General features: G+C 66.2%; 13 protein-coding genes. 3 read left to right on the top strand and 10 right to left on the bottom strand.

Annotated features, from left to right (window positions below):
• Positions 1-16 precede the first annotated feature (16 nt).
• The 5 genes from ACE191_RS11380 to ACE191_RS11360 form a co-directional block, all read right to left on the bottom strand.
• The gene (locus ACE191_RS11380; protein ID WP_400192347.1) at positions 17-325 is read right to left on the bottom strand and encodes a hypothetical protein; all 309 of its coding nucleotides are present in this window, start codon (positions 323-325) and stop codon (positions 17-19) included.
• Positions 325-912 carry a D-sedoheptulose 7-phosphate isomerase gene (lpcA, locus tag ACE191_RS11375; protein WP_400192346.1) on the bottom strand — a complete coding sequence of 196 codons (588 nt, stop codon included), beginning with the start codon at positions 910-912 and terminating at the stop codon, positions 325-327. Before lpcA ends, ACE191_RS11380 begins: the two co-directional genes overlap by 1 nt.
• A 9-nt stretch (positions 913-921) precedes the next feature.
• Positions 922-1386 carry a hypothetical protein gene (locus tag ACE191_RS11370; RefSeq protein WP_400192345.1) on the bottom strand — a complete coding sequence of 155 codons (465 nt, stop codon included), beginning with the start codon at positions 1384-1386 and terminating at the stop codon, positions 922-924.
• 171 nt (positions 1387-1557) lie between these two features.
• The gene (locus ACE191_RS11365; RefSeq protein ID WP_400192344.1) at positions 1558-3405 is read right to left on the bottom strand and encodes an ABC transporter ATP-binding protein; all 1848 of its coding nucleotides are present in this window, start codon (positions 3403-3405) and stop codon (positions 1558-1560) included.
• A gap of 209 nt (positions 3406-3614) precedes the next feature.
• Positions 3615-5495 (bottom strand): capsule assembly Wzi family protein, encoded by a 1881-nt coding sequence (locus ACE191_RS11360; protein WP_400192343.1) that lies wholly within the window; start codon positions 5493-5495, stop codon positions 3615-3617.
• A 129-nt stretch (positions 5496-5624) separates the two neighbouring features.
• Here ACE191_RS11360 and ACE191_RS11355 point away from each other — a divergent pair, with 129 nt between their 5' ends.
• Positions 5625-6380, top strand: coding sequence for an alpha/beta fold hydrolase (locus ACE191_RS11355; protein WP_400192342.1), 756 nt, complete (start codon positions 5625-5627; stop codon positions 6378-6380).
• A gap of 67 nt (positions 6381-6447) precedes the next feature.
• Here ACE191_RS11355 and ACE191_RS11350 read toward each other — a convergent pair whose 3' ends face one another.
• Together ACE191_RS11350 and ACE191_RS11345 are read right to left on the bottom strand one after the other, a co-directional pair.
• The gene (locus tag ACE191_RS11350) at positions 6448-6951 is read right to left on the bottom strand and encodes a hypothetical protein (protein ID WP_400192341.1); all 504 of its coding nucleotides are present in this window, start codon (positions 6949-6951) and stop codon (positions 6448-6450) included.
• A 149-nt stretch (positions 6952-7100) separates the two neighbouring features.
• Positions 7101-8096, bottom strand: a complete 996-nt coding sequence (locus ACE191_RS11345; protein ID WP_400192340.1) for an aspartate-semialdehyde dehydrogenase — start codon at positions 8094-8096, stop codon at positions 7101-7103.
• A 196-nt stretch (positions 8097-8292) separates the two neighbouring features.
• On the opposite strand from ACE191_RS11345, the gene ACE191_RS11340 reads away from it, so the two are divergent.
• Complete coding sequence (locus tag ACE191_RS11340; RefSeq protein ID WP_400192339.1) at positions 8293-11757, top strand: lamin tail domain-containing protein; 3465 nt, start codon at positions 8293-8295, stop codon at positions 11755-11757.
• A 181-nt stretch (positions 11758-11938) separates the two neighbouring features.
• Here ACE191_RS11340 and ACE191_RS11335 read toward each other — a convergent pair whose 3' ends face one another.
• From ACE191_RS11335 to ACE191_RS11325, 3 genes are all read right to left on the bottom strand, one after another.
• Complete coding sequence (locus ACE191_RS11335) at positions 11939-12781, bottom strand: transporter (protein WP_400192338.1); 843 nt, start codon at positions 12779-12781, stop codon at positions 11939-11941.
• A 54-nt stretch (positions 12782-12835) separates the two neighbouring features.
• Positions 12836-15097 (bottom strand): TonB-dependent receptor plug domain-containing protein, encoded by a 2262-nt coding sequence (locus ACE191_RS11330; protein WP_400192337.1) that lies wholly within the window; start codon positions 15095-15097, stop codon positions 12836-12838.
• Positions 15098-15199: 102 nt separating this feature from the next.
• A complete protein-coding gene (locus tag ACE191_RS11325; protein WP_400193407.1) occupies positions 15200-16585 on the bottom strand; it encodes an Nramp family divalent metal transporter in 1386 nt (461 codons plus the stop codon).
• A 158-nt stretch (positions 16586-16743) separates the two neighbouring features.
• On the opposite strand from ACE191_RS11325, the gene ACE191_RS11320 reads away from it, so the two are divergent.
• Entirely contained in the window at positions 16744-17730 is a 987-nt protein-coding gene (locus ACE191_RS11320; protein ID WP_400192336.1) for a cation diffusion facilitator family transporter, read from the top strand.
• Positions 17731-17781: the final 51 nt, after the last annotated feature.

Genomic DNA, 17781 nt, shown 5'->3' with positions numbered 1-17781 from the left:
GGGCCGCTTCAGTAGGTTAGTCGTATTCGGCTACTTCTTCATCGGACAGCAAGCTGACGGTATTATCGGCGGCTATCTTGACTCCACTTAGGTACGGCCGGTAAAAACCAAACCACAGCTTGCGCCCTGTTTTGAAGAAGATGTGGTGCTGGCCTGTTTCCTGGAACGAGTAATGCCACCAGCCAACGTCTTGCACTCGGTTGTTTACCTGAATGGTGCAGTTACCATAGTCAGGCCAATTACGCAGCTCGGCGGCCCTTTCAGCCAGTAAATCATGAGCAAGCTCATCTATGGCGTGTTGGTACTGTGCATCCAGCGCATTCATTAAGTCGCTACCAACTGCTCGATAAGCAAAATGAGCGTGTGAATCACCTTGATGTGAATTTCCTGGATGCGGTCGGCGTAGCCGGAGTGCGGGGCGCGGATTTCCACGTCGGCCAAAGCTGCGAGGGGGCCGCCGTCCTTGCCGGTGAGGGCCACCACCGTCATGCCGGCGGCTTTGGCGGCCTCGGCGGCGCGCAGCACGTTGGGCGAGTGGCCGCTGGTGCTGATGGCCAGCAGCACGTCGTGGGGGCGGCCCAGGGCCTGCACGTAGCGGCTGAACACGAACTCGTAGCCGTAGTCGTTGGCCACGCAGCTCATGTGCGACGCTTCGGTGAGGGCAATGGCTGCCAGGGCCGGGCGGTCCTGCCGGTAGCGGCCAGTCAGCTCCTCGGCAAAGTGCTGGGCGTCGCAGAGCGAACCGCCGTTACCGCAGCTCAGGATTTTGCCACCCTGCGCGAGGCTGGCGGCCATGAGCCGGGCGGCCTGCTCGATGTGGTGGAGGTTGTCGGGCTCGGCCAGAAAACGGTCGAGCACGCTGCGGGCCTCGCTGAGTTCAGCCCGGATGAGGTCGGTGAGGGTATCTGCCACGGCGCGAAGTTACGCCAGGGGCTGGTTTGGCGCGCCCGAAGGGTAGGTCGGATTGGGGTGCGTGGTGGGCGGCAGGTCGGCGGCCGAGGGCGGGGGCACGGCGGTGCCGGTGCGCGGAATGGCGCCGGGGGCCGGGGCGGGCGGGTGGTAGGCCGGGGCGGCGGCGGCGGGCGTCGTCAGCGGCGCGTCGTTGCGGTCGAGGTGGTGGTCATAAAGGCGGGCCTTCAGCTCGTTGATCTTGGCTTCGTGGCGGGTGATGTCGCGGCGCAGCCCTACGCCGTGCACGTTTTCGACCAGCAGCTCGAGCAGCAGCAGCACGGCTCCAATAAACGTCATGGTATACCAGAAGTCGGCGGGCGGGCTGCCCAGCACGCTCATCATCGACTCGCGCGAGGCGGGCGTGGCAATGAACAGCAGGGCGACGAGCAGGTACAGCATCACCACAACGGTGAGTACGCGGCGGAAAAGAAGCATGGGGGTAGCGGGTGTCGGTGAAAAGTGGCGGCCGGCCCGGGCATATCGGGCCGGCGAAATATAGCCCCTATACGAATGACACCGGCGTAGGGGCGCCTTGCACGCAGACTCACGTTGGGTTGGCCGCTGTTCCGTCAAAGGCCCGGCTGGGCGGACGCGGACAACGCGCCCCTACGCCAGGGCGGGATTGTTCTGCAGCTTGCTCAGGCGGGCGTAGAGGCCGTCGGGTCGGGTCAGCAGCTGCTGGTGAGTACCGCGCTCCACGATGCGGCCGTGCTGGATAACCACGATTTCGTCGGCGTGCTGCACGGTGCTCAGGCGGTGGGCAATGACGATGCTGGTGCGGTTGGCCATCAGGCGCGTGAGGGCCTGCTGCACCAGCTTCTCACTCTCGGTGTCGAGGGCCGAGGTGGCTTCGTCCAGAATCAGGATGGGCGGGTTGCGCAGAATGGCGCGGGCAATGCTCAGGCGCTGCCGCTGCCCGCCCGAGAGCCGGGCGCCCCGGTCGCCGATGACGGTGTGGTAGCCCTCGGGCGAGGCCATGATGAACTCGTGGGCGTTGGCAATTTTGGCCGCTTCGACGACTTCGTCCTCGGTGGCATCGGCCTTGTTGAAGCGGATGTTGTTGAAGATGGTGTCGTTGAATAAAATGCTTTCCTGGGTCACGATGCCCATCTGCTCGCGCACCGAGTGCAGGGTGCAGGCCCGCAAATCGTGGCCGTCGATGAGAATCTGGCCGGCGGTGGGGTCGTAGAAGCGCGGCACCAGGTCGGCCAGGGTGCTTTTGCCGCCGCCCGAGGGGCCCACCAGCGCCACCGTCTGGCCCTTGGTCACCGTCAGGTTGATGTCCTGCAGCACGGCGTGCTCGCCGTAGCTGAACGCGACGCCCCGGAACTCCACCTGCTGCTGAAAGGGCGGCAGCTCGTGGGCGCCGGGCTGGTCGCGCACCGCCGACTCGGTGTCAATCACGTCGAGAATGCGGCGGCCGGCTACCAGCCCGCGCTGGATGTAGCTGAAGCCCGACGACAGCGCCTTGGCCGGCACCAGCACCTGCGAGAAAAACACGATGTAGGTAATGAACTTGCTGGCCGACAGCGCTGACTCGCCGGTCAGCACCATGGAGCCGCCCACGTACAGCAGCACCACCACCACCAGCACGCCCAGCACCTCCGAGAGTGGCGAGGCCAGGTCGCGGGCGTTGCCCATGGCCCGCACCACGCGGTAGTAGGTGCCGTTCTGCTCGCGGAACTTGCTCATCATGTGCGCCTCGGCGTTGAAGGCCTTGATGACGCGCATGCCGCCCAGGGTTTCGTCGAAAATGCCCAGCATGGAGCCCAGCGTGTGCTGGCCCTGCTGGGCGCTGCGCTTCAGGCGCTTGGAGAGAGTGGAAATGATGAGCCCCGAGACGGGCAGAAACAGCAGGGTGAAGAGCGTGAGCTTAGTGGACAAGGTGAACAGCATCACGAAGTAGGCAATGATCTGCAGCGGCTCGCGCACCACCACCGTGAGCGTGCTGATAACCGACGACTCCACTTCCTGCACGTCGTTGGTGAGGCGCGACATCAGGTCGCCCTTGCGGCCCTGGGTGAAGTAGCCCAGATGCAGCTGCGTGACGCGCTCGTACAGGCCGTGGCGCACGTTGCGGATGACGCGGGCGCGGATGCGGGCCACCACCCGGAAGGCGAGGTACTTGAAGAAGTTGGCCAGAAACACCGAGGCCACCAACACCCCGCACACGAAGGTGAGGGCCCCCAATCGGCCGCGCTCGGCTATTACCTGCGCGAAGTAGTAGTTGAAGACGTCCGAAGCGTATTCGGTGCTCAGCTCAAAGGCCGGCAGCGAGGCGGGGGCAGCCTGTACCTGCTCGCCCGTGGTGCCGAACAGCACGTTGAGCATCGGAATGAGCAGGGTGAAGTTGAAGAGCCCGAACAGGATGCCCAGCACCGTGAACACCACGTACTGCGGCACGAAATCGAGGTACGGGCGGGAAAACCGGAGCAGGCGCAGGTATGTCTTCATGGGCGGGGGCAAAGGTAGCGCGCCGGATGTTGCTGGATTTCCCCGGCCGCGGTGTCCTTTCAGTCGGCCCAGGCCCGGGTTTACTTTGATTGACCCGCCCCGAAACAGCAGAGGCGCCCCGGCTTCGAGCCCAGGCGCCTCTGCTGTTTCGGGGCGGGCGCGGGCAACGCGTCCCTACGTATTCCACGAAATCCGCCGGAATCCGGGGTTTAGAATTCGTGCAGGCGCTGGGCGGCGTTCCAGCGCAGCGACAGGGAGGGAATGGCCGCGTTGCCGTAGAGGTTGGAGTGGCGCACGATGAGCTTGCCGTCGAGCCAGAGGTTGTGGCGGGCCTGCCAGGTGGCGGTGAAGTCGCCGTGCAGCAGCTCGTGGCGCAGGCCCTGGCCCACGCGGTTGCCGTATTCCTGAATGCGGTCGGCGTAGGGGCGCAGCACGTTGCCGCCGTAGTTCAGCTCGGTGCTGCTGTTCACCCGAATGTCGAGGCCCTGCTCCACGTAGAAGGCCTTGCCCACCAGCGTGAGGCGGGGCAGGGGCTGGTAGCTGAGCTGGCCAAACACTTCGCGCAGGTTGGCGCCCATGGGGTGGGCCAGCGGCTGCTGGTAGTGGGTGTAGCCGGTGTAGTAGTCCTGGTGCTGGTAGGTGTAGGGGCGCACGTAGTTGAACTCCAGCTGCGCGTCGAGGTTGCGGATGCCGGCCAGGTCCACCAGCTTGCCGCCCAGCTGAAAGGCCTGCTTGTTGCCCCACCAGCCGTTGCCGTCGCGGATTTCGCCCAGCACGAACTCGTCGAGCACCAGCTGGCCGTAGAGCTGGGCGCGGAAGCGGCGCAGGTTCCAGCGGAAGTCGGCGCCGAGCAGGGCGTTGTCGTCGGAGCCCAGGCCCTGCTCCACGCTGCGGTAGAAGATGAGCGGGTTCAGGTACTGCAGCTCGAAGCGCCCCCGGCCCCGGGCAAACACGATGGACTCGAACACGCCCACGTTCAGGGCCGGCGTAATGTCGAGGCTCAGGTGGTGCAGCGCCAGGTACTTTTTGGGGTCGATGCGGTCCTTGAGGTAGGCCCGGTCGGCGTTCATCTCGCTGAACAGGTTCTGGTAGTTGAACTTCCAGACGCGGGTATTCAGCTTCAGGAAAAAGTAGGGTGCCGCGTAGTCGGACAGGATGAGCGAGCGGTAGCCGTTGCCGATGAAGTTGCGGTCGTGGCCCAGCTGTACGTTGATGTGGCGGGTAGCGGCGTAGGTGATGTAGCCGCGGGCCGTGAGGAAGTCGTAGCTGCTGGGCAGTACGGGGTTGGTTAAATCCTGCTTGTAGTACTTCCAGTAGCCCTCGTGCGGCACAATGGTGTCGCGCAGGATGCGCCGCTGCACGTAGTCGGGCACGGCCATCTGGTTGTCGGCCAGGTAGGTGAAAAAGCCCAGGCGGCCGTCCACGGTGCCTTCCAGCTGCACACCGCGCGTGTTCACGTAGCGCAGCCCGTCGGCGCTTTCCGAGTCGGAGCCCACCTGGAAGTGCACCACCGGGTTCACACGCAGGGTAAAGTCGGGCGTGTTGACGCTGTAGAGGTCGGCCGGATTACGGTAGAAGTGCTTCAGCAACGGCCGGCGGCTCACGTTTGCGGCCTGGCTGGCGGCATCGGTTACAAACTGCCAGTTGTCGCGTAGCAGGTAACGCTGGTTGAAGCGGTCGGCCCGTGAAGTGCCGCGGCCACCCACCAGCGCACTGTCGCGGCGCATACGCTCGGCCAGCCGCGCCACCGCGGCCCGGTTATAGGGCTTGCTGGAGGTGTGCACGTCGCCCAGGGAATCGGGGCCGTACTTGATGGCGTAGCGGTCGATGAGCCGGTACACGTCCTGGTCGAGCGGCACGTACACGGGCGCCTGCAGCGGGGCTTTGCGGTCGGTCACGTCGCGGCGCGGCGCGGCGGCCGGCGGCGGGGCCACGGCAGCCGGGGAGGGTACGACCACCGGCGCGGGCGCGGCTACGGGCGGCGCCAGCACCGCTGGGGCGGGCGTCTGCAGGGTGTCGGGCGTTTGTTGGGCGAGGCTGGGGGCCAGCGGCAGCAAGCCGAGCCAGAGCCAGAGAAAACGTGGTTTCATAGAAGAGGGAGGCCGCCTGCATACGCGAGCGGCCCCGGCGAAGCTACACTTCCCCCCGGAAATCGGCCGGAACCAGTTGCCGGGCCGTAGATTTGCCGCATTCCCCCTTCGACTTTGCTTCTAGCTTCCATGAGCCCGCTCCCCGTCATTGTGCTGCTGCACGGCTTCGGCGAAAGCCGCGAAATCTGGACCGATTTCACCCGCGACTTCCCCGACCAGTACCGCCTGCTCACGCCCAACCTGCTGGGCTTCGGCACCAACATCCACGACGTGCGCGACTACTCGATGGAAGCCCAGGCGCGCTACCTGGCCGATTACCTGCGCCAGCGCCACGTGGAAAAAGCTTTGCTGGTGGGCCACAGCATGGGCGGCTACGCGGCCCTGGCCTTTGCCGAGCGCTACCCCGACATGGTGGCTGGCCTCTCGCTGTTTCACTCCACGGCCCTGCCCGATACCGAGGAAAAGAAAGCCAACCGCGACAAAAACATCGACTTCGTGCAGCGCCACGGCGTGGAGAAGTTCATGGAGTCGTTTATCCGCCCCCTGTTTGCCCCCGCCAACCGCGAGCGGCTCATTGACGAGCGGTGCTTTCTGGAAGACATCGGCAAGGCCACGCCGGTGGAAACCGTGACCGGCGCCCTGCGCGCCATGAAGGAGCGCCCAAACCGGACCGAGGTGCTGCGCACGGCCGGGTACCCCGTGCAGTTCATCGTGGGCAAAGACGACGTGGCCGTGCCGGTGGAAAGCCTGCTGCCGCAGCTGGCCCTGCCCGCCGAAAGCCACGTGCTGCTGCTCGACGACGTGGGCCACCTGGGCTACTTCGAGCAGCCCGAGGTAACCCGTCGCGCCGTGCTCGACTTTGCCGGGCGGGTGTTTGGGCGTTGAAACCGGAAGCCAGGTCAACAAAAAAGGGGAGCCGCCGGGCTCCCCTTTTGCTTGGTGGCGGGTAAGGCTACTGCACGCGCACCATTGCTCCTTGCAGCTCAGCCGGCACCTCGTCGATGGACATGATGCGCAGCTCGCCCGGCGTGGGCAGCAGCTGGGTTTTGCCCGATTCCACGAGCAAAGCCTGCACGTCGCGCTGCTCAATCTTGTACATGGCGCCCGTGGCGGGGTCAACGATCAGGAAGCCGATCAGGCCGCCGAATACGAGGTTGCCCAGGTACCAGCCGTTCAGGTCGGCCGTGATGGAGAGCTGCTTGGTGTCGTAACCCGGCTTGGTGAAGGTAACCACGTACTCGGCCTTGGTGAAAAAGCCGGCGCCCGAGCGCAGGTGCACCACCGTGGGGGTTTTGCCCTTGGCCACTTCGCGGCCGCGCTGGTCCACAATCACGATGTCGGCTTCCGAAGGCGCGCTCGAAATGCTTACCGGCCAGCGGGATTTGCTCACGATAGAAGCACAGCCGTTGAGCAGCAGCGCGGCCCCAACCAGGGCGAGGGGTAAAGCTTTCCGCATCGAAAAAGGAAAAAATAAGGGAGAGAAGAGGAATGCGTTTCGCCGGTAGCCAATAGGACGCGCGAAAAGCCGCGCAAGCTAAGCACAAGCGCCGGCCCCCCGCAAGGGAAGCCGGCGCCCGGAAGCAGAAAAAACCGACGGCGGCAGGGCTACTTAATCCAGCCCTGGCCGAGCAGGTATTCGGCAATCTGCACGGCGTTGGTGGCGGCGCCTTTGCGCAGGTTGTCGGCCACCACCCACATGTTCAGGGTGTTGGGCTGGGTTTCGTCGCGGCGCAGGCGTCCCACCAGCACGGCGTCGCGGCCGTGGGCGTCGCGGGGCATGGGGTAGCGGTTGTTGGCCGGGTCGTCGACCACCTCCACGCCCTCGGTTGCGCTGAGCAGGCGGCGCACCTCGGCCAGGTCGAAGTCGCGGGCAAACTCCACGTTCACGGCCTCGGAGTGGCCGCCCACGGTGGGCACGCGCACGGCCGTGGCCGTCACCCGAATGCTCTCGTCGCCCATGATCTTCTTGGTTTCCTTCACCATCTTCATTTCCTCCTTGGTGTAGCCGTTGTCCTCGAACACGTCGATGTGGGGCAGCACGTTCAGGTCGATGGGGTGGGGGTAGGCCAGGCTGGTCACTTCGCCGCCGGCGCGCTCCTGCATCATCTGGTCGACGGCCTTCTTGCCGGTGCCGGTCACGCTCTGGTAGGTGCTCACCACGATGCGCTCCACCTTGTAGGCCTCGTGCAGCTTGCTCAGCGCCACCACCATCTGAATGGTCGAGCAGTTGGGGTTGGCAATGATCTTGTCGTCGGGCGTAAGGGCCGCGGCGTTGACTTCGGGCACGATCAGCTTTTTCGTGGGGTCCATGCGCCAGGCCGAGGAGTTGTCGATGACCACGGTGCCCACTTCGGCGAAGCGCGGGGCCAGCTCCTTGCTCACCGAGCCGCCGGCCGAGAAAATGGCCACCGCCGGGCGGGCCGCAATGGCGTCGGCCATGCTCACCACCGGGTACTGCCGGCCCTTGAACGTGATGAGCTGGCCCACCGAGCGTTCCGAGGCCACGGGCAGCAGCTCGGTGACGGGGAAGTTGCGCTCTTCGAGCACTTTCAGCATTTCGCCACCCACCAGGCCGGTGGCGCCTACAACAGCAAGTTTCATAGTCGGATCGAATGGAATACCGCGCTACAATCGGGCGGCGGGTAAAATTCGCTAAAAGCCCGGGTTAAATTGTAGCGTAACCTTTAGCTTGCGTAGCCGACGAGCTGCGCAAGGGCGCCGCCGGGGTTTAACTGCCTGACCACAAGCCTGCCCCCGACCGCCGCGGGGCCCGCCATTCATCGATACCTATCGGCCTATGCTGCCACGTTTACTTTGCCTTTGGGGCCTGTGCGCCCTGCCGGCGCTGCCCGCCGCCGCCCAGCTCACCGAATCCTTCGCCGACGGCGACTTTACCAGCAACCCCGGCTGGACCGGCGACGCGGCCAGCTTTCAGGTAATGGGCCAGCAGCTGCAAAGCAACGGACCGGCCGTGACGGGCAGCAAGATTCAGCTGGTGACGCCCAGCCAGGCCGCCACCGGCAGCACCACCTGGGAGTTCTGGGCCAACCTGCGCCTGGCTACCTCGGCCGCCAACTACGCCGACGTGTGGCTGATTGCCGAGCAGGCCGACCTCAAGGCCAGCACCAACCGCGGCTTCTTCGTGCGCCTGGGCAACACCGCCGACGAAATCAGCCTCTACCGCCGCGACGCCAGCAACGCCCTCATCATCAACGGTACCGACGGCACCCTGGGCTCGACCAACAACACCGTGCGCGTGCGCGTAACCCGCAGCGCCGCCAACGTGTGGACCCTGGAGCGCGATTTGACCGGGGGGCGCAGCTTCGTGGCCGAGGGCACCGCCACCGACGCGGCCTACCCGCGCAGCCAGTACGCGGGCGTGCTGCTGGAGTACTCCTCGGCCAACAACCGCAGCTTCTACTTCGACGACTTCGTCATCAGCGACGCCTCCGCCCCGCAGCTGCTGCAGGCCACGGTGACGGGCGCCAGCCAGCTCGACGCGCAGTTCAACGAGCCGGTAGCGGCCGGCGTGGCGGCCAGTTCGTTTCGGCTGGCCAGCGGCGCCGTGGCCACGGCCGCCGTGCGCGATGCCGCCGACCCGGCCCTGGTGCACCTGACTTTCGGCGGCAGCTTCCCGGCCGGTAACAACGTGCTGGAAGCGCGCAACGTGGCCGACCTCTACGGCAACGCCGCGCCCGGCCCGCTCACGGCTTCGTTTACCTTCACGGCGCCGCCGCAGCTGCCCGCGCCGGGCCAGCTGCTCATCACCGAAATCTTCGCCGACGAAACCGCTCCGACCACCGGCCCGCCTTCGCAGTACGCCTCCGAGTTCCTCGAAATTCATAACCCCACCGCCGGCGTGCTCGATTTGGCCGGGGTGCGGCTGCTGCGCCTGAGCGGCTCGGCCACCCCGGCGGCGGTGTTTCCGGCCGGGGCCACGCTGCTGCCGGGCGAGTACGCGGTGGTGTGCGGCAGCACCCGCACCGGGCAGTTCAGCGGCTTCGGCAAGGTGTTCGGACTGACCAACTTTCCCAGCCTGGGCAACGACGGCGACCAGCTGCTGCTGCGCGCCCGCGACGGCCGCACCCTGTTTGAGGTAAGCTACGCCGCGGCCTGGTACGGCAACCCCGCCAAGGACGACGGTGGCTGGTCGCTGGAGCTGATTGACCCCGGCCAGGCCTGCGTGGTGGGCGCCGCCAACTGGACGGCCAGCACCGACGCCACCGGCGCCACGCCCGCCCGCGCCAACTCGGTAGCTACCAACCAGCCCGACCAAACCCCGCCCACGCTGCTGAGCGCCACGGCCCTCAGCGCCACGGTGGTGCGCCTGACCTTCGGCGAAAAACTCGACAGCGCCCAGGTGGCAAGCGCCGCACTCTACAGCCTGCAGCCCGCCGGCACCGTGCAAAGCGTGCGGCCCGTGCCCTACGACTTCCGCAGCGTGGAGCTGACCCTGGCCAGCGCCCTGCCCGTGAACCAGCCGCTGACCGTGAGCGTGCAGCGCGCCGTGGACTGCCGTGGCAACGCCACCGGCCCGCTGACCTCGGCTTCGTTTACGTACTTCGGCCCAGCCGTGGCCCCCGGGCCGGGGCAGCTGCTCATCACCGAGCTCATGGCCGACCCCGACCCGGCCCGCAGCCTGCCGCTAGTGGAGTTTGTGGAAATTCACAACCCCGGCAACGTGCTGCTCGACCTGGGCGGAGTGCGCCTGCTGAAGCCGGGCAGCAGCTCGGCGGCGGTATTCCCGGCCGGCGCCGTGCTGCGCCCCGGCGAGTACGCGGTGGTGGGCACGTCGTCGGCGGCCGCAGCCCTGAGCCAGTATTTGAGCCAGCAAAGCCCGGCGGTGGGCGCACCGGTATTCGGGCTGACCAACTTTCCCAGCCTGAGCAACGGCGGCGACCAGCTGCTGCTGCGCGCCCGCGACGGCCGCACCCTGTTTGAGCTGAGCTACTCCGATACCTGGTACCGCGACAACGCCAAAAAGCAGGGCGGCTGGACGCTGGAAATGGTGGACGCGGCCAACTTCTGCGGCGGCCTAGACAACTGGCTGGCCAGCACCGACGCCCGCGGCGGCACGCCCGGGCAGCCCAACGCGGTGCGCGCCCTGAACCCCGACCGCACGGCGCCCGCCCTGCTGCGCGCCGTGGCCGTGAACCCCACCACCGTCCGCCTGTACTTCGGCGAGAAGCTCGACAGCGCGCAGACCGCCAACCCCGCCCTTTACGCCCTGCAGCCGGCCGGCACCGTGCAGCGCGTGGCGCCCGTGCCCTACGACTTCCGCGCCGTGGACCTGCTGCTGACCGGCGCCCTGCCCGTGAACCAGGCCCTCACCGTAACCGTGCAGCGGGCTACCGACTGCGCCGGCAATGCCAGCGGGCCGGCTACCTCGGCCAGCTTTGCTTTGCCGGTAGCGCCCGCGGCCGGCGACGTAGTCATCAACGAAATTCTGTTTAACCCCCGCACCGGCGGCGTCGACTTCGTGGAGCTGCTCAACCGCTCGGCCAAGTACGTGGATTTGCGCGGGGCCGAAATCGGGCGCCTTGCCGCGGCGGGCGACGAGGAGTACGAAACCATCAGCACCGAGCCGCTGGTGCTGGCGCCGGGGCAACTGCTGGTGCTCACGCCCAACCCGGCCGTGGTGCAAAGCCAGTACCCCACCAGCCACGACCCGGCGGCCTTCCTCACCCTCACGGCCCTGCCCAGCTACGCCGACGACGCGGGCACAGTGCTGCTGCGCGCCGCCAACGGCACCGCCCTGGACCGTTTCGCCTACAACCAGAACATGCACCTGGCTTTGCTCGACACCCGCGACGGGGTTTCGCTGGAGCGCATCCGGCCCGATGGCCCGAGCGCGGCGGCCAACTTCCACTCGGCCGCGGGCAGCGTGGGCTACGCCACCCCCGGGCGCCGCAACTCGCAGCAGCTGGGCGAGGTGGCCGGCAACCAGCAGTTTCAGGTGGAGCCCGAGGTGTTCACGCCCGACGAGGATGGCGACCGGGACTTTACCACGCTCACCTACCGCCTCGACGAGCCCGGCTACGCCGCCAGCGTGAGCGTGTACGACGCCCAGGGCCGGCTGATGCGCCGGCTGGTGCGCAACGAAACCCTCGCCACCACCGGCTTTTTCCAGTGGGACGGCCTCACCGATTCCGGGCGCAAGGCCGGCATCGGGCACTACCTGCTGCACATCGAGCTGTACCGGCCCGGCGGCGGACAGAAGCGTGAGTACAAGAAAAGCGTGGTGCTGGGCGCCCGCCTATAGTCGCGCGGCCCTGGTCGGGTAAACCTGGAACAGGGCCGGTTAATGGAAAGCTCAGGGTAGCCCCATGCTCACCGACGCCCACGAAATGCACCATTAAGCTCGGCTCTGGTTTTAGGGAAATCGGCAATGAAAAGCCCGATCAGCTCAGCTGGCCGGGCTTTTTCGCTGATGCGGCAGCGAATCAGCGGCGGTAGGTGAAGCCCAGGAAGAACTCGCGGTCGGTGCGGGAATTGAGCGGCAGGCCGGCGCCCATATCCAGCTGCACGTTCTCGCTCAGCGTGAGCTCGGGACCAATGTTGAGCAGGTTGCGCCAGCGGCCGTTGCGCGAGTCCCAGTGACTCATCAGCTCGGCGTAGCTGCCCAGCACCGAATTGAAGTCGTGGTTGATGGTAGCGGCGGGCTGCAGGGCTAGGTAGTGGCGGCGGGCGTCGCGGTCGTGCTCCAGGTCGCCCTGCAGCTGCACCGACAACCCCGTGGACTCGGCCAAGCGGTATTCGAAAGGCAAACTCAGGCCGGCTTCTAGGCCACCGCGGCCCAGCGCCCCGCCTGTGGGCACGCTCACGTAACCGCTAATGGCCAAGCCCGCCGGACGGTTTTCGTCGTCGCCGATGAGGTTGCGCTTGAGGCGCACGCTCACGTCGCCGAAGCCGCGGTGCCGCTCGGGCTCGGCCTGGCCCGTCGGCCACTCTTTTTCAATTGAGTACGACTCCAGCTTTACCTGCACGTCGGTGCGCTCCGAGAGGCCCAGCTTCAGCACGGCGTGGTTCAGCAGCAGCTCGCGGTGGCGGAGCCCGTCTTCGCGGCCGTTGCGCAGGCGCAGCAGGTTGGTTTCGATCTGAAAATGCCCCGGATCGAGCGTGAAGGCGCTTTGCGTGATGCCGGGGCGGTCGGGGTGCAGCTTGCGCAGCTGCGCGCGCGGGGTGGGGTTGCGCAGGGAGTAGCGCAGTGGAGCGGGCTGCTGCTGGGCCGAGGCCGCAGTGGCACCCAAACCCAGCAGCAAGCCGGCAACAGTCAGGCGAAACATCAGGAAAGGGAAGAAGGGGGCTTCCTCATACGCAGGCCACGCCGGCGGGATAGGCTACAGGGCGTAGCGCACGCCCAGAAACCCGCGCCGCCCCTGCACCGGGGCGTAGTTGTAGCCCGTGTCGAAGGTGTAGCCGTTGGGGTTGTCCTGGGCCACGTATTTGTCGAAGGGGTCGAAGGCGCGGATGAGCACGTGGCGGGGTACGAAGCCCAGCAGGTTTTTCACCCCACCGTAAACTTCCAGCTTGGCACCCAGGCGCCGCGTGAGCTGCACGTTCTGCAGCGAGTACCAGGGCGAACGGGCCGGCCGAAAATCATTGGGCTGCACCGGCAGGCGCATGGGGCCGTTCACCAGCCCGGTGTAGTCCACGGTCAGCCCTAGCTTATCTACGGTGTAACTCAGGGCGTAGGTACCCGACACGGGCGGGGTGTGCAGTTGCCGCTGGTAGCGCAGCGGACCGCCTTCGGGGGCCCGCTCCCGGCGGTACACGTCGAGCACCGTCAGGCCGGCCATGAGCTTGAGCGGGGCAATGGGCACCCAGTCCACGTTCAGCGTGAGGCCCCGCGACACGGCATAGCCGTCGAGGTTGCGGTAAATGATCTGGTTGGGGTCGGTGTCGTAGTCGGGGGTAATCTTGTTGGTGAAGTAGGTATAGAACACGCTGCCGTCGAGCAGCAGGGTGCCGCTGCCCACGTTCAGCTGCCGCTGGTAGTTCACGTTGGCGTTCCACGAGCGTTCGGGCCGCAGGCTGCCCTGCACCACCACGCGGCGGGCGCCGGTGAGGGCGGCGTGGTCTTCGGTAAACAGGTTCACCACCCGAAAGCCGTTGCCCACGCCCACGCGCAGCACCCGGCTGCCGTCGTCGCGGCCCCATTTGTAATTGAGCCGGGGCGAGAGAATGGGGCCGTGGTGGGAGTTGTAGTCGAGGCGCAGGCCCGAGAGCAGCGTGGCCTCGGGCGTGAGCCGGAACTCGCTCTGCACGAAGGCGCCAGGCAAGTGCACCTGATCGGGCCGGGTGCGCGGGTGCAGGGTGTCGGCCGTGGCAGTGGCGGGTGTGTTGTCGTCGTACCAGGTGTAGCGGTAGGCGGTGCCCAGCAGCAGCTGGTGACGAATGCTGAGCGGGCGCATCCAGGTAAGCTGGCCGAAGCCCACGCGCTGGGTGGCCCGGTAGAGGGTGGTGCCGTAGGCCGCGTTCTGATTGTGCTCGTTGAACGAGCCGCTCAGGAGCAGCTTCTGGCCACGCACCGGCAGCTGGTACTGGCCCAGGGCCTCGTAGCGGCTGGTGTAGATGCTTTCCCCATAAATACTGTCGCCGCCCCGGAACTCGGGCCGCCAGCCGAGCTGCCCGCCGAAGCGGTCCTCGTAGTAGTAGCGCCCGGCAAAGCTGGCCACGCGCTCGTCGGGGCGGTTAAGCTGCCACTTGTTGAACACCGACACGCGGTGCTGGGTGGGCAGGTCGGTGAAGCCGTCGTCGTTCACGTCGCGGCGCTGGCCGTAGCCGAACAGGTTAGCCGTGAGCAGGGAAGTGGCGCGGCCGGCTTTCAGGGTGGTGCCCAGGTCGAGGTTGGCCTCGCCGTGCGAGGTGCCAAAGCCGTCGACCGACAGCGGAGCCGCCTTGGCGGGGTCCTTGGTAATGACGTTGATGAGCCCGCCCACGGCCTCGGAGCCGTAGAGGGTGGAGGCCGGCCCTTTCACCACCTCGATGCGCTCGACCATGCTGTTGGGAATGCCGCTCAGGCCGTACACCGTCGACAGCGACGACACGATGGGCATGCCGTCGATGAGCACCATGGTGTAGGGCCCCTCCAGCCCGTTGATGTGAATGTCGCCGGTGTTGCAGATGTTGCAGTTGAGCTGCGGCCGCACGCCGTTGACCATCATCAGGTTCTCGAACAGGCAGGGCGCGGGGTTTTTCTGGAAGTACTTGGGCGTGTAGATTTCCACCGGCACCGGCGACTGGCTTTTGATGACTTCGCCCAGCGTGCCGCTGATAACCACGTCGCCCAGGGAGTTGCTGGCTGGCGCCAGCAGCAGCGCCACGGCGGTGGTTTCGCCGGCCCGCACGCTCACTTCGCGTTCGGCCGGCCGGAAACCCACCGCGCTGGCCGCCAGCCGCTGCGCCCCCACCGGTACCTTGCTCAGCACGAAGCGGCCCTGCTCGTCGGCAGTGGTACCTAGCGTGGTGCCCTTGATGCCGATGCTGGCAAAGGGCACGGCCTGGCCCTCGGCCCGCACGGTGCCGCGTACCGTGCCGGTGGATTGGGCGGCCGCGGGCCCGGCCAGACACGCCAGCCACAGGAGTAGAATCAGGCGCATAACGGGAATTTTTAGATGAGCTTGGTTGAAATGTTTAGATGAGTCTAAAACTCAAATTGGGCAAAAAAAGGCGGGAAGCGGCCACGCTTCCCGCCCGGGGGCTTAACCGAAAAATGTTTCCAGCAGCAGGTAGCCGTTCAGGGCGATGATGATGCCCGACACCGTCCAGGCCGTGAACTTCACCCAGGGCCGGTTGGTGAACACGCCCATCTTCCGGCGGTCGGAGGTGAACAGCACCAGTGGCACCACCGCGAAGCTGAGCTGCAGCGACAGAATTACCTGGCTGAGGACCAGCAGCTCGCCCGTGCCCTTCTCGCCGTAGAGCAGCGTCACGATGAAGGCCGGCACCACGGCAATGAGGCGGGTGATGAGGCGGCGCAGCCAGGGCTTGAGCTTGATGTGCAGAAAGCCTTCCATCACGATTTGCCCGGCCAGCGTGCCGGTGAGGGTGGAGTTCTGGCCCGAGGCCAGCAGGGCCACGGCAAACACTACCCCGGCCGCGCCGGCGCCCAGCACCGGGGCCAGCAGCTTGTGCGCGTCGTGGATGTCGGCCACCTCAAACAAGCCGTTGCGGTTAAAGGCCGCGGCCGCCAGCACCAGAATGGCGGCGTTGACGAAGAAGGCCAGGAACAGGGCCACCGTCGAGTCGATGGTGGAAAACTTGATGGCCATGCGCTTGCCGGCCTCGTTTTGCTCGAAGGCCCGCGTCTGCACGATACTGGAGTGCAGGTACAGGTTGTGGGGCATCACGGTGGCGCCCAGAATGCCGATGGCCACGTAAAGCATGGCCGGGTTGGTCACGATTTCGGGGCGCGGCAGCAGCCCGCCGGCCAAAGCCACCCAGTCGGGCTGCGACACGATGATTTCGTAGAGGAAGCAGCCGAAGATGACCACAATCAGCCCGGCCACGATGCTTTCGATGACGCGGAAGCCGCGGTTCTGGAAGTACAGCACCACCAGCACGTCGAGAATGGTGAGCACCACGCCCACGGTTAGCGGCAGGCCAAACAGCAGGTTGAGGGCAATGGCCGAGCCGATGACTTCGGCCAGGTCGCAGGCGGCAATGGCTACCTCGCACAGCACCCACAGCACCATGGCCACGGGCTTGCTGTAATGGTCGCGGCAGGCCTGGGCCAGGTCGCGGCCGGTGACGATGCCCAGCTTGGCGGCCAGGTGCTGCAGCAGCATGGCAAACAGGTTGGAAATCAGGATGACCGAGAGCAGGGTGTAGCCGTAGCGGGCGCCGCCGGCAATGTCGGTGGCCCAGTTGCCGGGGTCCATGTAGCCCACGGCCACCATCAGGCCCGGTCCCCAGAACGCCATGAGCTTGCGCCAGAACGAGGCGCTGTGGGCGGGCACGCGGATGCTGGCGTAGACCTCCGACAGCGAAGGGCTGCGCCGGGCCTGGCGCCAGCCGCTTTCGGCCTGCGGCGGCAGGGGCGCCGGGGTATCGGGAGCGGAAGCAGGGGGAGGAGTAGGCAATGAAATCATCGATAGCAGTAGAAGTCAGGGCAAAGCTACGAAATTTAGGCTAGTCTAAATTTATTTTTAAGCCCATTGAAATACTGCTTTTGCCAGTAAAAGGTTTGGCCCGGTGGAATCTGCCCGCCAACCGCCATGTTTGCACCTTCCTTTCTGCCCCCTGCATGACGCTCGACCTCAAACGCAGCTGCTACGGTCTGCTTTCCCTCGCGGTGAGCCTGGGCCTGGTACTCATCAAGTTCTACGCCTGGCACCTGACCCGCTCCCAGGCCGTGCTCACCGATGCGCTAGAGTCCATTATCAACGTATTTACCAGCGGTTTTGCGCTCTACAGCCTGTATTTGTCGGGGCGGCCCAAGGACAGCAACCACCCCTACGGCCACGGCAAGATTGAGTACCTGTCGGTGGGCTTCGAGGGGGCACTGATTCTGGGGGCGGGCGTGTACATCTTCTACAGCGCGGTGCAGGCTTTGCTGGAGCCCCACGCCGTGCAGCAGCTCGACTGGGGCATCTGGCTGCTGGGCGCCACGGCCGTCATCAACCTGCTGGTGGGCTTCGTGCTGGTGCGCGAGGGCCGGCAGCTGCCCTCCCCGGCTTTGGTGGGCGACGGGCAGCACCTGTACCTAGATGCCATCAGCACCATCGTCTCGTGCGCGGCCCTGGGCTTGGTGGCCCTCACCGGCAACGTGCTCTTCGACACCGGCGCGGCCCTGCTGCTGGGCGTATTCATTGTGGTCAACGGCTACCGCATGGTGCGCCGCTCGGTGTCGGGGCTCATGGACGAGTCGGACGTGGTGACGGTGAAGCGCGTGATTGAGGAGCTGCAGCAGCACCGGCAGCCGCCGTGGATCGACGTGCACAACCTGCGCATCGTGCGCTACGGGGCCAACCTGCACATCGACTGCCACATCACCATGCCCTACTACCTGAGTCTGGAGGAGTCGCACGCCGAGGTAACGCGCATTGAGGAGCTCATCCGCAGCCGTTTCGACGTGGAGGTGGAGATGTTCGTGCACGCCGACCCCTGCTCGTTTGCCGCCTGCCCCTCGTGCACCATGCCCGATTGCCCGGTGCGGCAGCACGCCTTCACCCGGCTGATTCCGTGGACGCTGGACAACGTGGTGAAAAACGAGCGGCACCAGCTGGAATAGGGGGCCGGGCTCATCAGCCAGAAGTAGCAGCAACAAAAAAGGCGTCCCGCC

Source organism: Hymenobacter sp. B81, assembly GCF_044628455.1.
Taxonomy (GTDB): Bacteria; Bacteroidota; Bacteroidia; order Cytophagales; family Hymenobacteraceae; genus Solirubrum.
This window is presented reverse-complemented; position numbering and strand designations above follow the sequence as displayed.

Bases quoted from the DNA above. Each gene is read 5' to 3' on its own strand.
- ACE191_RS11330 (WP_400192337.1), bottom strand. From the start codon at position 15,097: ATGCGCCTGATTCTACTCCTGTGGCTGGCGTGTCTGGCCGGGCCCGCG.
- ACE191_RS11355 (WP_400192342.1), top strand. From the start codon at position 5,625: ATGAGCCCGCTCCCCGTCATTGTGCTGCTGCACGGCTTCGGCGAAAGC.
- ACE191_RS11360 (WP_400192343.1), bottom strand. From the start codon at position 5,495: ATGAAACCACGTTTTCTCTGGCTCTGGCTCGGCTTGCTGCCGCTGGCC.
- ACE191_RS11320 (WP_400192336.1), top strand. From the start codon at position 16,744: ATGACGCTCGACCTCAAACGCAGCTGCTACGGTCTGCTTTCCCTCGCG.
- ACE191_RS11380 (WP_400192347.1), bottom strand. From the start codon at position 325: ATGAATGCGCTGGATGCACAGTACCAACACGCCATAGATGAGCTTGCT.
- ACE191_RS11345 (WP_400192340.1), bottom strand. From the start codon at position 8,096: ATGAAACTTGCTGTTGTAGGCGCCACCGGCCTGGTGGGTGGCGAAATG.
- ACE191_RS11335 (WP_400192338.1), bottom strand. From the start codon at position 12,781: ATGTTTCGCCTGACTGTTGCCGGCTTGCTGCTGGGTTTGGGTGCCACT.
- ACE191_RS11370 (WP_400192345.1), bottom strand. From the start codon at position 1,386: ATGCTTCTTTTCCGCCGCGTACTCACCGTTGTGGTGATGCTGTACCTG.
- ACE191_RS11350 (WP_400192341.1), bottom strand. From the start codon at position 6,951: ATGCGGAAAGCTTTACCCCTCGCCCTGGTTGGGGCCGCGCTGCTGCTC.
- ACE191_RS11340 (WP_400192339.1), top strand. From the start codon at position 8,293: ATGCTGCCACGTTTACTTTGCCTTTGGGGCCTGTGCGCCCTGCCGGCG.
- ACE191_RS11365 (WP_400192344.1), bottom strand. From the start codon at position 3,405: ATGAAGACATACCTGCGCCTGCTCCGGTTTTCCCGCCCGTACCTCGAT.